The sequence below is a fragment of the Ornithinibacillus bavariensis genome, assembly GCF_018333235.1.
Taxonomy (GTDB): domain Bacteria; phylum Bacillota; class Bacilli; order Bacillales; family Amphibacillaceae; genus Ornithinibacillus; species Ornithinibacillus bavariensis.
Genome location: NZ_BORP01000003.1, coordinates 100250 through 116861 on the forward strand (window position 1 = coordinate 100250; position 16612 = coordinate 116861).

General features: G+C 37.6%; 17 protein-coding genes. 10 read left to right on the forward strand and 7 right to left on the reverse strand.

The features are described 5' to 3' along the window. Positions 1-4 precede the first annotated feature (4 nt). Genes KI338_RS09165 through KI338_RS09175 form a run of 3 tightly spaced genes read right to left on the reverse strand, consistent with a single transcriptional unit; the run spans position 5 to position 1907 of the window. Positions 5-835, reverse strand: coding sequence for a hypothetical protein (locus KI338_RS09165; RefSeq protein ID WP_212920711.1), 831 nt, complete (start codon positions 833-835; stop codon positions 5-7). Beyond that, entirely contained in the window at positions 832-1521 is a 690-nt protein-coding gene (locus tag KI338_RS09170; RefSeq protein ID WP_212920712.1) for an ABC transporter ATP-binding protein, read from the reverse strand. Before KI338_RS09170 ends, KI338_RS09165 begins: the two co-directional genes overlap by 4 nt. Further along, positions 1518-1907, reverse strand: a complete 390-nt coding sequence (locus tag KI338_RS09175; RefSeq protein ID WP_212920713.1) for a GntR family transcriptional regulator — start codon at positions 1905-1907, stop codon at positions 1518-1520. The genes KI338_RS09170 and KI338_RS09175 overlap by 4 nt, the downstream gene beginning before the upstream one ends. Positions 1908-2162: 255 nt before the next feature. On the opposite strand from KI338_RS09175, the gene KI338_RS09180 reads away from it, so the two are divergent. The 3 genes from KI338_RS09180 to mnmH are packed head-to-tail and all read left to right on the forward strand — an operon-like array spanning position 2163 to position 5073. Continuing rightward, positions 2163-2918 (forward strand): exodeoxyribonuclease III, encoded by a 756-nt coding sequence (locus KI338_RS09180; RefSeq protein WP_212920714.1) that lies wholly within the window; start codon positions 2163-2165, stop codon positions 2916-2918. 31 nt (positions 2919-2949) lie between these two features. Continuing rightward, entirely contained in the window at positions 2950-3996 is a 1047-nt protein-coding gene (gene selD / locus KI338_RS09185; RefSeq protein ID WP_212920715.1) for a selenide, water dikinase SelD, read from the forward strand. Between the two features lie 15 nt (positions 3997-4011). Further along, positions 4012-5073 carry a tRNA 2-selenouridine(34) synthase MnmH gene (gene mnmH / locus KI338_RS09190; protein ID WP_212920716.1) on the forward strand — a complete coding sequence of 354 codons (1062 nt, stop codon included), beginning with the start codon at positions 4012-4014 and terminating at the stop codon, positions 5071-5073. 50 nt (positions 5074-5123) lie between these two features. On the opposite strand, the gene KI338_RS09195 is transcribed toward mnmH, so the two are convergent. Continuing rightward, entirely contained in the window at positions 5124-6071 is a 948-nt protein-coding gene (locus tag KI338_RS09195) for an MBL fold metallo-hydrolase (protein WP_212920717.1), read from the reverse strand. A 199-nt stretch (positions 6072-6270) separates the two neighbouring features. Between KI338_RS09195 and KI338_RS09200 the strand changes: the two genes are divergently transcribed. Then, entirely contained in the window at positions 6271-6894 is a 624-nt protein-coding gene (locus tag KI338_RS09200; protein ID WP_212920718.1) for a spore coat protein, read from the forward strand. 37 nt (positions 6895-6931) lie between these two features. On the opposite strand, the gene KI338_RS09205 is transcribed toward KI338_RS09200, so the two are convergent. Then, positions 6932-7099 carry a hypothetical protein gene (locus KI338_RS09205; RefSeq protein ID WP_212920719.1) on the reverse strand — a complete coding sequence of 56 codons (168 nt, stop codon included), beginning with the start codon at positions 7097-7099 and terminating at the stop codon, positions 6932-6934. Positions 7100-7117: 18 nt separating this feature from the next. Then, the gene (locus KI338_RS09210) at positions 7118-9073 is read right to left on the reverse strand and encodes an aconitate hydratase (protein ID WP_212920720.1); all 1956 of its coding nucleotides are present in this window, start codon (positions 9071-9073) and stop codon (positions 7118-7120) included. A gap of 154 nt (positions 9074-9227) precedes the next feature. Between KI338_RS09210 and KI338_RS09215 the strand changes: the two genes are divergently transcribed. Beyond that, the gene (locus tag KI338_RS09215; RefSeq protein WP_212920721.1) at positions 9228-10022 is read left to right on the forward strand and encodes a TIGR00266 family protein; all 795 of its coding nucleotides are present in this window, start codon (positions 9228-9230) and stop codon (positions 10020-10022) included. A gap of 45 nt (positions 10023-10067) precedes the next feature. On the opposite strand, the gene KI338_RS09220 is transcribed toward KI338_RS09215, so the two are convergent. Continuing rightward, positions 10068-10931 (reverse strand): YitT family protein, encoded by an 864-nt coding sequence (locus KI338_RS09220; protein ID WP_212920722.1) that lies wholly within the window; start codon positions 10929-10931, stop codon positions 10068-10070. A gap of 234 nt (positions 10932-11165) precedes the next feature. On the opposite strand from KI338_RS09220, the gene ltaS reads away from it, so the two are divergent. From ltaS to KI338_RS09245, 5 genes are all read left to right on the forward strand, one after another. Further along, the gene (gene ltaS / locus KI338_RS09225) at positions 11166-13160 is read left to right on the forward strand and encodes a lipoteichoic acid synthase (protein WP_212920723.1); all 1995 of its coding nucleotides are present in this window, start codon (positions 11166-11168) and stop codon (positions 13158-13160) included. Between the two features lie 144 nt (positions 13161-13304). Then, positions 13305-13478, forward strand: a complete 174-nt coding sequence (locus KI338_RS09230) for a YfhD family protein (RefSeq protein ID WP_212920724.1) — start codon at positions 13305-13307, stop codon at positions 13476-13478. A 184-nt stretch (positions 13479-13662) separates the two neighbouring features. Then, the gene (locus tag KI338_RS09235) at positions 13663-14103 is read left to right on the forward strand and encodes a YueI family protein (RefSeq protein ID WP_212920725.1); all 441 of its coding nucleotides are present in this window, start codon (positions 13663-13665) and stop codon (positions 14101-14103) included. A 64-nt stretch (positions 14104-14167) separates the two neighbouring features. Next, the gene (locus KI338_RS09240) at positions 14168-14413 is read left to right on the forward strand and encodes a DNA alkylation repair protein (RefSeq protein ID WP_212920961.1); all 246 of its coding nucleotides are present in this window, start codon (positions 14168-14170) and stop codon (positions 14411-14413) included. 117 nt (positions 14414-14530) lie between these two features. Beyond that, on the forward strand, positions 14531-16516 hold the full coding sequence (locus KI338_RS09245; RefSeq protein ID WP_212920726.1) for an acetoacetate--CoA ligase: 1986 nt from the start codon (positions 14531-14533) through the stop codon (positions 16514-16516). Positions 16517-16612 lie beyond the last annotated feature (96 nt).

The window sequence follows — 16612 nt, forward strand, 5'->3', positions numbered from 1 at the left end:
CCTATCACACCCTTATCTTCTTATTTAGTAGATAATTACTCATCAGAATCGACCCTGTCATCACTATTAATCCTGTTAGAACCATTAGAAAGAAAAGCTCAGTAGGATAAAAGAATTGCACCAACACAAATTCTTGGATAATTACTGGCAAGAAAAATACAATTAGGCTAATCCCTGCAAACAATACGCCTAGAAGTATCCCCTTCCAACGGAAACATCTTTCAAATAGAACCCCCGTAAATACTACTAGTACAGCCATTAACCCTACTCCATAATGGGTTAAGTATTCAATAAATGTTGTAGGGTATAGAATTCTTAGCGAATCAAAACTACTAATCATTTGATTTATGCCTTGCTCCTCTAAATACGGAGCTGGAACGATAGACTGTAATAAATGACTTTCAATCGGTAGAAATGCAATCTGTAGTGATATAAGTCCCAGAACCATCAGAAAGATTGCTGTCGCTTTTGCAAAGTAAACATTGATTCTCGCTGTAGGTAGCATTAATAATCGATAGGCAAAGGTATTTTTACCAAACCAATCTCGATACCAGATAAATAACACATAAATTATTAAGCTAGCCGCGCATAATGCTACCGGTGCGAAAAACCAAAAGGAACTTGTTACATTATAAAAAGAGAATGGCCCCCATTGCTTAAGCGCCTCCTCTTGTGTCATACCACTTTCTAATAACTCCTTAATTGCACTTAAATATTTATTTGAGGTAAAAACAACACCCAGCAATTGCATGACGAATGTAACCCCAATTAACACCAAATAAATTTTAAAGAAACGACTTAACTCAAAGTTTGTCAGTTTTAAATAACGCATCATTTTAGGTACACCTCTCTCATCACATCAATTACTGATTTCCCTTCACTTTCACGTATTTCCTCAGCGTTAAATTCCTTTAAAACGACTCCTTCATTTAGAAGAACAGCTTTATCGATTAAATGTTCAATGTCATTAATTTCGTGTGTTGTGATAATTACTCCACGATCCTCCACTAAATGGCTTGTAAAGACATCTGCAATTTGCTCCCGACTAAAAATGTCAATACCAGAGAATGGTTCATCCATTAAAATATAGTTAACATCCATTGCTAGACCAAGCAGCATATTAACCTTTGCTGTATTCCCTTTTGATAGTGTTGAGATACGGTCATTCGGATTAAGCTTGAAAAAACCAATCATTTCATCTGCTCTTTTCTGGTTCCAGCATTGATAGTAATCAGCCATAAACCGCATTGCATCCGATATTTTCATGTTTGGAAGCATTGTAATAGCATCTGGGATGAAGGCTATTTTTTCGTAGCTGTGCTTATTAATTCTTTCTCCATCAATCAATATTTCACCACTATTGAGCGGTGTAAGGTTCATAATCGCATTAAGAATGGTCGTCTTTCCAACTCCGTTAATCCCAATAAGACAAGTAATTTCACCCTTATTTGCTGTAAAAGAAACCCCTTTTAATACAGGTTTTCTTCCAAATTTTTTTGTAACATCTTTAACTTCAATCACAGGCTCTCCTCCTGTTCATTCTTGTTTCTTTGATAATTTTCCTTCACCAAATGTAGTGCCTCTTCCAGTGGCACATTTATGGATTGTACGGAAGCAACAAATGAATGGACTGCTTCGAGTATCAATTCTTTTCGTACATTTCGAATTACTTCCGGATCATTTGTAATGCGACTTGGTAAATTCCCTTCTGTAAATATCAAGCCCTCTTCCTCCATTTCTTTATAAGCTCTTTGCGCTGTATTTGGATTTATTTTTAAATTATTTGCCAGTTCTCGTCTGGATGGAATCTCTTGACCTGGCTCATAGCCACCGGTAGCAATCTTCTCTTTGAAGTGCCGAATCACTTGGATATACACCGGGTCTCTGTTATTAAACTTTACATCCATATCCACAACTCCCATTTTCAAGATGAAACTCACTTGTCTACAGTGTATTAATCACTTAATACGCATCTTGCAAAAAAATATGTATTAACCTCTTAATACACACCACTTGACTGTATTATATGATTAATACACTTCATCGTCAACATATTTTGGAAAATTTTTTTAAAAACGCTATTCATGACCGATTTTTCATTAGGTGTTATGATAAATAGTATAAAAATAGACGTTTGAATATACGATAGAGAAGGAGAACCAATGAAACTAGTATCATGGAATGTGAATGGTTTACGCGCTTGTGTGCGTAAAGGATTTTTAGATTATTTTCAGGATATTGATGCAGATATATTTTGTGTTCAAGAAACAAAGCTTCAGGAAGGTCAGATTGAGCTGGATTTAGATGGCTATTATCAATACTGGAATTATGCTCTTCGAAAAGGGTACTCCGGAACCGCCATTTTCACTAAACAAAAACCACTATCCGTGAAATATGGCTTAGGTGACAACCCAGCACAGCCAGAAGGAAGAATTATTACATTAGAATTTCAAGACTTTTTCTTAATGAATGTGTATACACCAAATTCCCAACGCGATTTAGCCAGATTAGATGTACGTTTAGAGTGGGAAGATGCATTATTAGAACATGTTTTAGCACATGATAAGCTAAAGCCTGTCGTGCTATGTGGGGATTTAAATGTTGCCCACCAGGAAATTGACATTAAGAACTATAAGTCCAATTATGGGAATTCTGGTTTTACTGATGAAGAACGCGGTAAAATGACTCGCTTCCTAGAGGCTGGATTTATTGATACCTTAAGATACTTTTATCCTAATGAGGAAGGAATCTATACGTGGTGGTCCTATATGAAAACGGTACGTGAACGGAATATCGGCTGGAGAATCGATTATTTCATCGTGTCGGAAAGACTTAAGGATCTTTTAATTGATTCCCATGCACAGCCCACTATTCTTGGCAGTGACCACTGTCCAATAGCTCTTGAAATTAATATTTAAGTATATTTATCAAATAGAAAGGTTGATAAACATGGACGATAATCAAATTAAGCTTACTTCGTTAACGACTAAAGGAGGCTGCGGCTGTAAAATTGGCCCCGCTGACCTTGCTCAAGTATTACGCAACATCCCTGCGCCAGTTGCAAGTCCGAATTTATTAGTTGGACTTGATACTAGTGATGATGCAGGCGTATACAAATTAACTGATGATATTGCACTCGTTCAGACACTTGATTTCTTTACACCAATCGTGGACAATCCCTACGACTTTGGACAAATCGCTGCAACGAATGCCATTAGTGATGTGTATGCGATGGGTGGAACGCCATTAACAGCATTAAATATTGTTGCATTTCCAATCTCTACATTAGATAAAAATATTTTATCTGAAATACTTCGAGGTGCAGGAGATAAGCTGAGAGAAGCGAATGTTACACTCGTTGGTGGTCACTCCATTGATGATAAAGAGCCTAAATTTGGATTAGCTGTTACTGGAATTGTCCATCCTAATAAAGTAAGAAGCAATGCAGGAGCTAAGCCTGGAGATAAGCTCATCCTAACCAAACCAATAGGTGTTGGCATTCTCACTACTTCCATTAAAAAAGATTTACTAACCGAAGATGAAATCAAGCGCGTCACATCTGTTATGACGACCTTAAACAAAACGGCAGCCGAAGTGATGGAGATCTATGATGTCCATGCAGCAACTGATGTAACAGGCTTCGGTTTACTTGGTCATGGTTCAGAAATGGCTACTGGCAGTAATGTTGGCTTAGTCATCTATGCTGACCAAGTGCCAATTCTCCCTCGAGTTCGTGAGCTAGCAGAAGCTGGTTCGATACCAGGCGGTACAAAAAACAACTACAAACATATTGAAAATATAGTCATCTATCCAGAATCCATGGATTCGATAGACCGACATATCCTTTGTGATGCGGTGACCTCAGGGGGCTTGTTAATCTCTGTCAACGGCAATGAAGCAGATCAATTACTCTCCGAACTGCAGAAGAAAGGTGTCGAAGCAAGCATGATTGGAGAAGTTATAGCAGAAAATCCAGGAAAAATTATAGTTCGTTAGGATGAAGGTGTAAGAATGTTTCAGGATATTTCCTTACCTGAGTTATTGGAAAAACGAAATACTCAAAATCATACATTAGTTGATGTTCGATCTCCAAAGGAGTTTGAGGAGGGGACCATCCCAGGCAGTATTAATATTCCCATTTTTAATGATGAGGAGCGGGCTGAGGTTGGTACACTTTACAAACAAGTCGGTCCAGATGAGGCCAAACAACGGGGGCTAGAGATCTTTTCAAAGAAACTGCCTGCATTTATAAGTGCATTTAAAAAAATCGATACCCCTATAACTGTTTTTTGCTGGCGTGGTGGGATGAGAAGTAAAACAGCGGCAACAGTACTTGAATTGATGGACATTCATGCTACACGTTTGTCTGGTGGAATAAGATCCTATCGACATTATGTGGTCGATGTCCTTGCTATGGCAGAATTCAAACCAGAATTCCTAGTATTGAACGGCTTTACTGGTACAGGAAAGACTGCCATTTTAAAAAAACTAGCAGACAACGGCTACCCTGTTCTTGACTTTGAGCGGATGGCCAAACATCGTGGTTCTATTTTTGGTCATATCGGTTTAAACCCTAGCAACCAAAAGCGCTTTGAATCCCTACTAGTAGAAAAAATGAAGGAAATGGAAGATGAATCCTATATCTTTGTTGAAGGGGAAAGTAAAAGAATAGGAAAGGTCGTAATTCCAGATTTTATTTATGAAAAAAAAGAGCGGGGCTTACAGTTTGTCATCCAAATGCCTGTGGATGAGCGAGTACGAAATATTTTGGATGATTATCAGCCATGGAGCAACCCTGAAAAGTTTGTAGAAGCATTCCGAATCATCCAAAAGCGAATTCATGTTCCAATTGCAAAGGAAATCGATGTTTTTCTTCAAGAACAGAACTTCAGTGAAGCAACGAAATTATTATTAAGCCATTATTATGACCCTCGTTATGCGTATGCTACAAAGGATTTTAAAGGGGAAAAAGTAATCATTGAAGCAGAAAACGTTGAGGATGCTTATGGAAAAATTCTATCCTTTTTACAAGCAAAGGGGATTGAGTTTCAAAACCAAATAATCAGCCATTAATAAATAAGCGGTGTTCCCAAGAAATGAAGGAATGCCGCTTATCTATTATATTAATGCTTCAGCTTTTGAAAATAATCAATTATTCCAAGTGAACTTATCTGCATATCTAAATTAATCAAAATATAAACTTGATGATCATCTGGCACATGAAGGGATCGTAAATGCTCCCTTACTCGATTCAGCAATCGTTGCGCAAGCACATCGTAGCCCTTACCTTCCGCAATAACCCTTTCCCCTTCTGCTACAAAAATGTCTAGCCATTCCGATACCTGGTGCAATGCAGCAGTAGTCTTCATCGTCATACCAAAATGACCGTAAAAAATGAAATCTAAATTCATATCTAACATACGATTAATTGATTCATGCATGGCATCTGGATCAAAATGATTAGGAGAAGTAGACGGTAAAAACAGGTCCAGTCCAAGCGAATCTAATTGATCGTAACGAACTCCGACAGTATCTCCGGTAAACATTCCATTACTTACTGGGTCATAGATACTTAAATGGTGTCTAGCATGACCTGGTGTATCCAAAAACTGTAATGTACAGCTTGATCCTATAGAAAGAGTGTCCCCATCACCTTTAACAATTAACTTATCCTCTGGTACGGCCTCTACTGGATCAAAAAACTCTGAAAAGCTCTCTCCATATATCGCCCTAGCTGCACCAGTTAATCTTAGAGGATCCATGAGGTGACGTTTTCCACGGGGATGAACCACTACCTTTGCATGTGGACAAAGCTTTAAGAGAACGCCTGCACCACCAGCATGATCTAAATGAATATGTGTAACAATTATGTACTTTACTTCATTCAAGGTATGTCCTAATGCTTCCAAGCCCTTTTTAATATACTTAATGGAAGGACTAGGGCCAGTTTCTACGATGGTTAACTCCTCTTCATCAATAACATAAGTACCGGTTCTAGAAGGAATCCCCATATCAAATCCATCGATTAAATGAATACGATCGGTTAACTGGATTGGCAATCTTCCTATCATTTTTTTCTCTCCCTCCAACGTAATTATCACCATCGTAGCATTGATGCTAAAAAAATTCACGAACAAACCTCTATAATATTGTGTGTAAAATTGTAGATAAAAGACTGGCAATCATACACATTTTGACTAATTTATGACTGGGAATATTTCTGCCAGAATAGACAATAATATACGTGATTCTTACTAAGGAGGGATTTGTATGAACATGAATATGAACCAACCACAAAACCAAAACTTAACAGGTACTTCAGCAATGCCTGCCAAAATGAGTCATGGTGGACACGAGTTATTGGATGCACATGAGGCTATAGGGGGATTAGTTGGGGGATTAGAGCAATATATGATTTATGAACAGCATGTTCAAGACCAACAGTTAAAAACAATTATGCAGCAACATAAAACATTTTTAACCCAAATGTATAACACACTTGTGGAAACACTTAAAACTGGTAATGAACCGTCTGTTAAAACACAAACATACAATATGACAACAAGTAACGATGTCGTGTATGGCATGACCCCATCTCAACCGAAGAAACCTGCACAATCTATTAATGAAATAAATGATGAGTGTATTACAAGCTTCATGATGGGCTGCTTAAAATCAAGTGCATCTGCATTTACAATGGCTGCTCTTGAATCCACGAATCCAGTAATGAGAAGAGTATTTGCTGACAGTATTCCAAACCTTATTGAAATGGCGTATGAAGTATTCTTGTATCAAAATAAACATCAATACTATCAGGTGCCTCAGCTAAATGAAGCAGATATGCAAAATTATTTAAACGGGTTTGCACCTATACAGGGAAAAATGCCACATTAAATTGTAAGAAGGTGTTCGACTTCGAACACCTTCTTTCTCAATCTAATAATCGATTATTTTCATCCACTTCCATGATTTTAGTTGTGCCATTTTCTGCGACACTACCAGCTCCTCCACACACTGGACAACTATACTGCCAACCCTCATCATCTGCTAGCATCCCTTCACCTTCACAAGCTTTACAGTGCTGATTTCGATCCGCCATATACTCCCTACTCCTTTCCTAATTAACAGAAATATTTCTTGCTTTAACCCAGTTAATAATTCCACCTTTAAGCATAATTTCAATTTGTCTGTCTGATAAAGCATGCTTGACCTTTATATCGATATTCTTTCCTTTTACAGATAAACTAAACTCCTTACCTTGCTTGATTTTATTTCGTAACCCTTCACCAATCAGTACATCACCCTTCTCTAATTTGTCATAGTCAGACTCTTCAATGAAAGTCAAAGGAAGAACGCCAAAATTAACAAGGTTTTGCCAGTGAATCCTTGCAAAGTCTTTAACTAGCGCAATGCGTAGACCTAAGTATCGCGGGGCTAATGCTGCATGCTCACGGCTTGAACCCTGTCCATAGTTAAATCCTCCAACAATGGCATGGCCCCCCTTCTCAGCTATTTCTTTAGCACGTTCATAATACTTCTCATCAACTATTTCAAAGGTAAATTTGCTGATTTCTGGAAGGTTACTACGATATGGTAAGACTCTAGCACCCCCAGCTAAAATTTCATCTGTCGAAATATTATCCCCCATCTTTAACAAGATAGGGACCTCTATATTGTCTGGCATATTATCCATATCCGGTATAGAGGCAATATTTGGACCTTTGTGTAGCTCTACTTTTTTTGCTTCTTCTAGAGGTAACGGTGCATCCAATAAATTCATATCAATAGTAGGCTCTTTTGGTTCCTTTAGCTTAGGATATTCCATTTTTAATGTCCTAGGATCTGTAATTTGACCAGTCAAAGCAGAAGCAGCAGCTGTTTCGGGGCTACATAAAAAGACACTATCCTCCCGCGTTCCAGATCGACCAGGAAAGTTTCTCGGTGTTGTTCGTAAGCTATTTCGTCCCGTTGCAGGTGCCTGACCCATTCCAATACAACCATTACAACCAGCTTGATGAAGCCTAGCACCTGATTGTAAAAGGCTTGCAATATGACTTTCCTTCACTAAGTCAGTCAGCATTTGCCTTGATGTTGGATTAATATCAAATGAAATACCTTCTGCAATTCGTTGACCTTTTACAATTTCTGCAGCGATGGCAAAGTCCCGAAAGCCAGGATTTGCGGAGGAACCTATATACGATTGGTAAATCGGTGTCCCTGCGACTTCAGTAACAGGAACTACATTACCCGGACTTGACGGTTTTGCAATGAGTGGCTCTAATTCGGATAAATTAATCTCCTCATTTAAATCATAGGTTGCTCCAGGATCTGCTACTAGTTCAATCCAGTCATCTTCCCTCCCCTGTTCCTTTAAGAAGCGTCTAATCTCTTTATCCGATGGAAAAACTGTACCCGTTGCACCTAGCTCTGCACCCATATTCGCAATCACATGACGATCCATTGCACTTAAGGAATGTAAACCAGGACCATAATACTCAATAACCTTCCCTACACCACCCTTTACATCGTATCTCCTAAGTAATTCTAAAATAACATCTTTGGCACTAACCCAATCTGGTAAGGTACCAGTAAGTTTAATTCCCCAAACCTGTGGCATCTTTACATAAAAAGGTTCACCAGCAATAGCCATCGCAACATCAATTCCACCAGCACCCATCGCAAGCATACCCATACAACCATTTGCACAGGTATGGCTATCGGATCCTAATAACGTTTTCCCTGGTTTTGCAAGCCGCTGCATATGTACAGGATGACTAACACCGTTGCCTGGTCTGGAATAATATATGCCGAACCTTTTTGTTGCACTTAGTAAAAATAAATGATCATCAGGGTTTTTACTGTCTTCTTGAATGAGGTTGTGATCCACATATTGTGCCGATGCCTCCGTTTTTGCACGTTCCAGATTCATCGCCTCTAACTCAAGCATAACAAGTGTACCAGTTGCATCCTGGGTAAGTGTTTGATCTATTCTTAACCCAATTTCAGTGCCAGGCACCATTTCGCCAGATACTAAATGGTCTTTGATCAATTTCTGAGTGATATTGTATGGCATCCATAACCCTCCTACTTTCTTACACATTTACAATCCTCTATCATAGTTTGTAATCAATAACAAAAATTATTATAAAAGCTCCGGAAATAATTGAATCCTAATGCTAGTAATTTCGTATAATTAAAGAGAAACATACATTTTTGGGGGGATTATCTTGAATAATCACGAAATTGATTACAAGATTTATGGGGATGACATGCAGTTTGTGGAGGTAGAGTTAGACCCACAGGAGACTGTCATTGCAGAAGCAGGTAGCTTAATGATGATGGATGATAAAATCCGCATGGAAACTATATTTGGTGATGGTACTGACGAACAAAATGGATTTATGGGTAAATTACTTGGAGCTGGAAAACGGGTACTGACTGGAGAAAGCTTATTTATGACTACGTTTACCAATGAAGGTACTGGAAAGAAGCATGTTTCCTTTGCAGCACCTTATCCAGGCAAGATTTTGCCGATGGATTTAAGTGAGCTCGGTGGAAAACTAATCTGTCAAAAGGACTCCTTTCTCGCTGCAGCAAAAGGAGTTACAGTCGGTATTGAATTTCAGCGAAAAATAGGTACAGGCTTTTTTGGTGGTGAGGGCTTTATTATGCAGAAGCTTGAAGGTGATGGTATGACTTTTGTTCATGCAGGTGGTACCATGCATAAAAAAGAACTCCAACAAGGAGAATTACTTCGAATTGATACAGGCTGTTTAGTCGCAATGACGAAGGATATTGATTACAGTATCGAATTTGTTGGAGGGATAAAAACTGCCTTATTTGGTGGTGAAGGCCTATTTTTTGCTACATTACGTGGGCCAGGAACAGTCTGGATTCAATCTCTTCCATTCTCAAGACTGGCAAGCAGGGTATTTGCAGCAGCACCCGAAAGAGGTGGATCAAAAGGAGAAGGAAGTATAGCAGGTGGATTATTTGATTTACTAGGTGGAGACAGAAAGTAAAAAATTAGGGAGATGTTAAGACTAAAAGTCCATAACATCTCCTTCTTATAACTTTTGGCCATAATATTTATCCAATGAAAAACCTCGACCTAATATTTCTGAGGCATTTAAAAAAATAACAAATGCAGTTGGGACTTCCTGTAGGAGCAGCCCTTTCAATTTCACTGCTTCCTGTTGCTCTGCAACACATAAAATTAATGTTTTATCGTGGTTTGAATATCCGCCAACTGACCTTACTTTTGTTAAGCCTCGATCAATCCCATTTCGAATTAACTCTTGTACCTTCCATTCATCCTCTGTGATGATGACGATTAGTTTCGAAGCAGAAGTCCGTAGTTGTACAAAGTCTATTGTCTTACTTGAAATATAAATTGCCATTAATGCAAAAAGGGTCAACTCTAAGCTAAACACAAATAGTGAAGATATCACAACAATTCCATCGACGACTAATTGCGTATATCCACTAGATTTACCGGTGAATTTTTTTAGAATCTGTGCTATGGATGCAGTTCCACCTGTTGAACCCTTTCCTATATAAACAATTCCGAGACCAATTCCTAAGACGATTCCACCATACAATGCTCCAAGAAGAGGATTAGTTACTGTAATCGGTGTGTTAGAGGTTATTCCAATCATAAAAGGTACCCAGAACGTTCCAACTAACGTCTTACCTCCAAAATCTTTTCCAAGAACCATCCAGCCAATGAAAAAGATTGGAATATTAATAACAAACTGAGTAAGCGCAGGACTGAATCCGAATAATTCATGTAAAACTGTACTCACTCCGGAAATACCACCTGCAGCAAGTTTTGAGGGTAATAAAAAAGTATTGTACGATAACGCTACTAATGTTGCACCAAAAATTACTAGAATATACTCTTTGATTAATGTTCTATGATGTTGTTTCATCTCTTAGTCTATTCCTTTCTTTAGCTTGCCAATTATCAATTCTATCATAGATTTCTATCTAATTGAATACAATCTATAATGCCTTGTTTTATCGTTAATTGACCCGGTGACCAAACTTTCCCATAGAAATTTTTGACAATTCACTTGATTCATAGACTAATTTACGATAAAATCGTATCTTGATGATTTTCCTTTTTGAAAATTATCGTAGCGAAAAAAGATGGGGTGAAAACGATGAAAAAAATCTTAACATCTAAAATGGCCTTCTTTTTCATTGCAGTTGTATTACTCTGGTTAAAATCGTATCTAATCTATATAAATGAATTTAATTTGGACATCAAAAACGGCATGCAGGAGTTCTTACTATTTTTTAACTCCTTGAGCTCAGCACTATTCTTTTTAGGCTTAGGATTATTTGCAAAAGGAAGACGTGCTGGAATATGGATTATTATTATTGATTCGTTAATGAGCTTTCTTTTATACGCAAATGTTGTGTTTTACCGTTTCAATAATGACTATATTACATGGCCAACGCTTACCCAGACTGATAACTTTGGAAGTCTAGGAAGTAGTATTGCAAGTCTAATGCAATGGACAGATATTGTCTATCTCTTAGACATAGTTGTTCTAATCGCCCTATTCATTTGGTTTAAAAAAGATTGGAGTACTGAGAAAATCAGTCGCAGAAAGCCAATACTAGTTCTTCTTTTAGGATTAATAGCTTTTTCGATTAATTTAGGTCTTGCAGAAGCAGACCGACCAGAATTACTAAAAAGGACATTTGACCGAAACTATATTGTTAAGTATTTGGGAATTTACAATTTTACAATGTATGATGCTGTACAAAACATCAAGTCATCTTCACAACGCGTGTTAGCGGACAGTGATGATATAACAGAAGTTGAAAACTATACGAAGAATAAATTTGCAGAACCAAATCCAGAATTATTCGGTGTAGCTAAAGGGAAAAATATTATTAAAATTCACTTGGAATCCTTCCAATCATTCTTAATCAACTACAAGTTACGAGGAGAGGAAGTCACACCTTTCTTAAACTCACTTGTTAATGATCCAGAGCAGGATTTTACGTATTTTGATAACTTCTTCCACCAAACGGAACAAGGAAAAACTGCTGACGCCGAATTAATAATGGATAACTCTATTTATGGATTGCCACAAGGCTCTGCTTTCGTAACAAGAGGCTCTAATACGTATCAAGCATTACCTGCAATTTTACATCAACAAGGTGGATATACAACAGCTGTATTTCATGGTGACTATAAATCCTTCTGGAACCGTGATGAAATATATAAGCAATTCGGTGTAGATACCTATTTTGATGCAAGCTACTATAATATGAGTGAAGATAATATTATCAACTATGGTTTAAAGGATAAGCCATTCTTTGAGGAATCTATGCCTCTTTTAAAATCGCTAAATCAGCCATTTTATGCGCATATGATGACCTTAACACATCACCATCCATATTTAATTGGGGAAGATGAAGCATCTATTGCCCCTGCAGAAACTGGAGATAAGTCAGTTGATACCTATTTCCAAACTGCTCGTTATTTGGACGAAGCTTTAGAGCAATTTTTCAATGACCTTAAAGATGCCGGTCTATATGACAACTCGGTTATTTTACTTTATGGTGACCACTACGGTATCTCTAAGAATCATAATCGCGCCATGGGTGAATTACTTGATGAGGAAATCACACCATTTAAGAGTACACAATTACAACGTGTGCCATTGCTAATTAAAGTACCTGGTGTCGATGGAATGGGAACTGTTCATGAATATTCTGGTCAAATGGATGTAATGCCAACATTACTTCACTTACAAGGTATTAATGCACAAGACTATATTTTATTTGGAACAGATTTATTCTCCAAAGATCACAAGGAAGTTATACCTTTCCGGAATGGAGACTTAGTAACTCCTGAATATACAGAGGTTTCCGGAACATTTTATGATAATAATACTGGTGAAGAAATCGAACCAACCGATGAAATGCTTCAGGTAAAACAAGAGGCATTACATGAATTAGAGCTTTCCGATAAGCTGCTAAACGGCGATTTATTACGATTCTATAAACCTAATGCTGATTGGTCACCTGTCGATCCAACGAAGTATCGATACGGAAATGAGTCAGGTGTTATTCCGTCTGATGTACAGCAAGAGCCTGAAAAACCACTTGACCCACGTCAGCCACATATTCTTAGGTAATCGCAAGGTGACTACAATTTAAGCTAAACATCTTTAAAGAGTAATCTTAAGGAAAAACTTCCTTTTGATTACTCTTTTTGTTTCTCATGAAAATATTTGTTCCGTTTATACTAATACGGAATACTCTAGAAATGAGGTGAAATTATGGGACGTGGTGACCATAATCGAGCAACTGGAAAAAACTTTCTAGCTCAGACTCCAAAAAATCAATTAAGTGATGGAATTGATGTCGAGTATTCAGAAGAACTTGCCGATCACGATGATAAAGTAGCTCAATCTAGAAGTAGAGAAGCTGATAGGCGAGCAAAAGGGAAATAGAGAGGGGCACTCCCCTCTCTATTTTTTATTCGTATAGTTAGGAGAAGCTTAATCTGTAAGTTAAGTGGCTAAATATGATATAGTGAACTTAAAGAGATAATCATTATTATCTTCGTGTACACCTTAAATAACTTTATATACTATCTTAGGTCCTCTAACATCATTTTCAAAGTGAGGGTGACAAATGGCTAAAAAAGAAGTTGAAGATTACTTAACTGAAGGAATGTATGGTATAAAATTACCAAAGCAAGGAGAACGTAATTATTTTCTCGGAACCTTAAGGGAAAGAATCGTTATTGCCCTAACCATTGGTCAAGTCATGTCAGACAAGGGACTGCATGCGCTAGAGCAAGAAATTCAGGCAAATAAGGGAGCAACACTTTTATTTAATGGTAAAATATCTTCAAGGTTTCTAAAGGAAGAGAAGAGCCTTGCAAATAAATACAATATTCCTTTTACAGTAGTTACAAATGAAGAAGCTGATACCGATATTGGTGCTGTCTTAACCTATGATTATGCTATAGATAAAGAAGATATTTTCATGCAGGAAGAACTAGAAACAGTGGAGAAAAAAGAACCAAACAAAACCTCTTTTAAAGATAAATTAAAGAAACTCTTACGATAACGAATACCTCCTCTCCCGTATAAAAATATTACACCGTTTTATACTAAGGATGGAGGTGTGTATGATGGCACAAAAATATCGTTGCCCAAATTGCAAGACGAACCGTTCCCGTTTTAATATTATCGAACAGGTTGCAAAACCAGTTAAATTAGATCCACAAACCGGGGACATTGTAAACGATTATTCTGAAAGCCAAGTAGAACCATTTCATACACTGTATAATGGTCCGAGATACCGTATCCAATGTGGCTCATGTGGCCTTGTTGAGGATGAAAATACGTTTATAAAATTTGGTGAAAGACCGATGTGAAACCACAGAATCCTGTGGTTTTTCTAATGGTTTGCCAAAAATCCGGGTAATCTTTACACAAAGAAACCGTTTACACTATAATGAAACTAAGGCAAATTCTTAGGGGGAGGAGTTAGATTGAAACAAGTAGAAGAGGGTTCACTACTTTGGGAGCCAAGTCAAGAGCGAATAAACCAAGCCAATATTAGTACCTTTATGAATTGGTTAAAAGAAAATAAAGGACTACAATTTAAAGATTATCAATCTCTTTGGAATTGGTCTGTAAATGAAATAGAAGATTTCTGGAAAACTATTTGGGAGTATTTTAATATCCAATCACCAAATGGTTATACAAATGTACTGTCCACTCACCAAATGCCTGGAGCGAAGTGGTTTGAAAATGCCAAAGTAAATTATATTGAACACATTTTTAGAAACTACAAAAAGGAAAAAACCGCTATTTTTCACACATCTGAGCTACGTCCTGAATTATCAGAAATAAGCTGGGAAAAAGTTTATCAAGATACCGCGGCTCTTCAGCAAACCTTAAAGGACCTAGGGGTTCAAAAAGGAGATAGGGTTGTTGCATTTATCCCAAATATCTATGAATCTGTCATCGCACTCTTTGCTACGGCAAGTTTAGGGGCAATATGGTCCAGTGCTTCTCCCGACTTTGGAAAACAAAGTGTAATTGATCGTTTTAAACAAATAGAGCCAAAGGTTATGATAACTGTTGATGGCTATCAATATGGTGGAAAGGTGTTTGATCGTTTTAACGTAGTAAAGGAAATTCAATCTGAGTTAGATACCCTAGAAGCAACAATAGTCATTCCGTATATAAATGGAGCACACCCATTTACTGGCTTAAAAAATGTTATCCAGTGGAAAAACGCTACATCCTATACGAATCAAGAATTGTGTTTTGAGCTTGTTGAATTTAATGACCCATTATGGATCCTATTCTCTTCTGGAACGACCGGAAAACCTAAACCTATTGTACATAGTCAAGGTGGCATATTGTTGGAGCATTTAAAAGCTCTAACCTTTCACACCGATTTACATGAGGATGATCGCTTCTTCTGGTTTACAACAACAGGCTGGATGATGTGGAATTATCTAGTAGGCGGCTTACTTACTGGTAGTTCAATTATTTTATATGATGGAAATCCAGCTTATCCAGATCTAACTATGCTTTGGAGGTTGGCAGAGAAATCAAAAATGACTGTCTTTGGTACATCTGCTAGCTATATCACATCTTGTATGAAAGAAGGACTTGATCCTAGTTCAAGGTTTGATTTAACCCAGCTCAAAAGCATTAGTTCAACCGGGTCGCCACTTCCACCAGAAGGATTTAAGTGGTGCTATGACCATGTAAAAAAGGATCTATCCATAGCATCTATTAGTGGTGGAACAGACGTCTGTACTGCTTTTATCTTAGGAGTTCCTACCTTACCGGTTTATGCTGGAGAGTTACAATGCCGTGGACTAGGTGCTAAAGTGGAGAGCTTTGATGAAAGTGGGCATTCCATCATAAATGAAGTTGGAGAGTTAGTTTTAACAGAACCATTCCCATCCATGCCGATTTATTTTTGGAATGATGACGACGGAACCCGTATGCAGGATAGTTACTTTGATATGTACAAGGGAATATGGCGTCATGGCGATTATATCAAAATTACAGAGCGCGGATCCTGTGTCATCTACGGACGATCGGATGCAACAATTAATCGAGGTGGCATCCGAATTGGTACTAGTGAAATCTATCGAGCAGTTGATCATGTTAAAGAAATAGCGGACAGTCTAATAGTGGATATTCCATTAGAAAACGGGGAATCTTATGTACCGCTATTTGTTGTCATGAATGATGGAAAAGAGCTGACAGAGGAAATTATAGACATTGTTAAAAATCAAATTCGAACACAATGTTCACCACGACATGTACCGACTGAAATAATTTCCGTAGAAGATTTACCTAAAACATTAAATGGAAAAAAGATAGAGATACCTGTTAAGAAAATTTTAATGGGTAAGCCAATCGAACAGGTTGCCAATAAGGGTTCATTAAGTAATCCCAAATCACTTCATTATTTTGAACAATTTGCCAAAGAAAAGTTGAGAAAATAAAAAGTATAAAATCCCAATCCTGACACTTTCTAGTATATAAATTCAAGGATTAAACAAAAGGAAGAGGTCCTTCGCCCCTTCCTTTTTGTTCTCAGT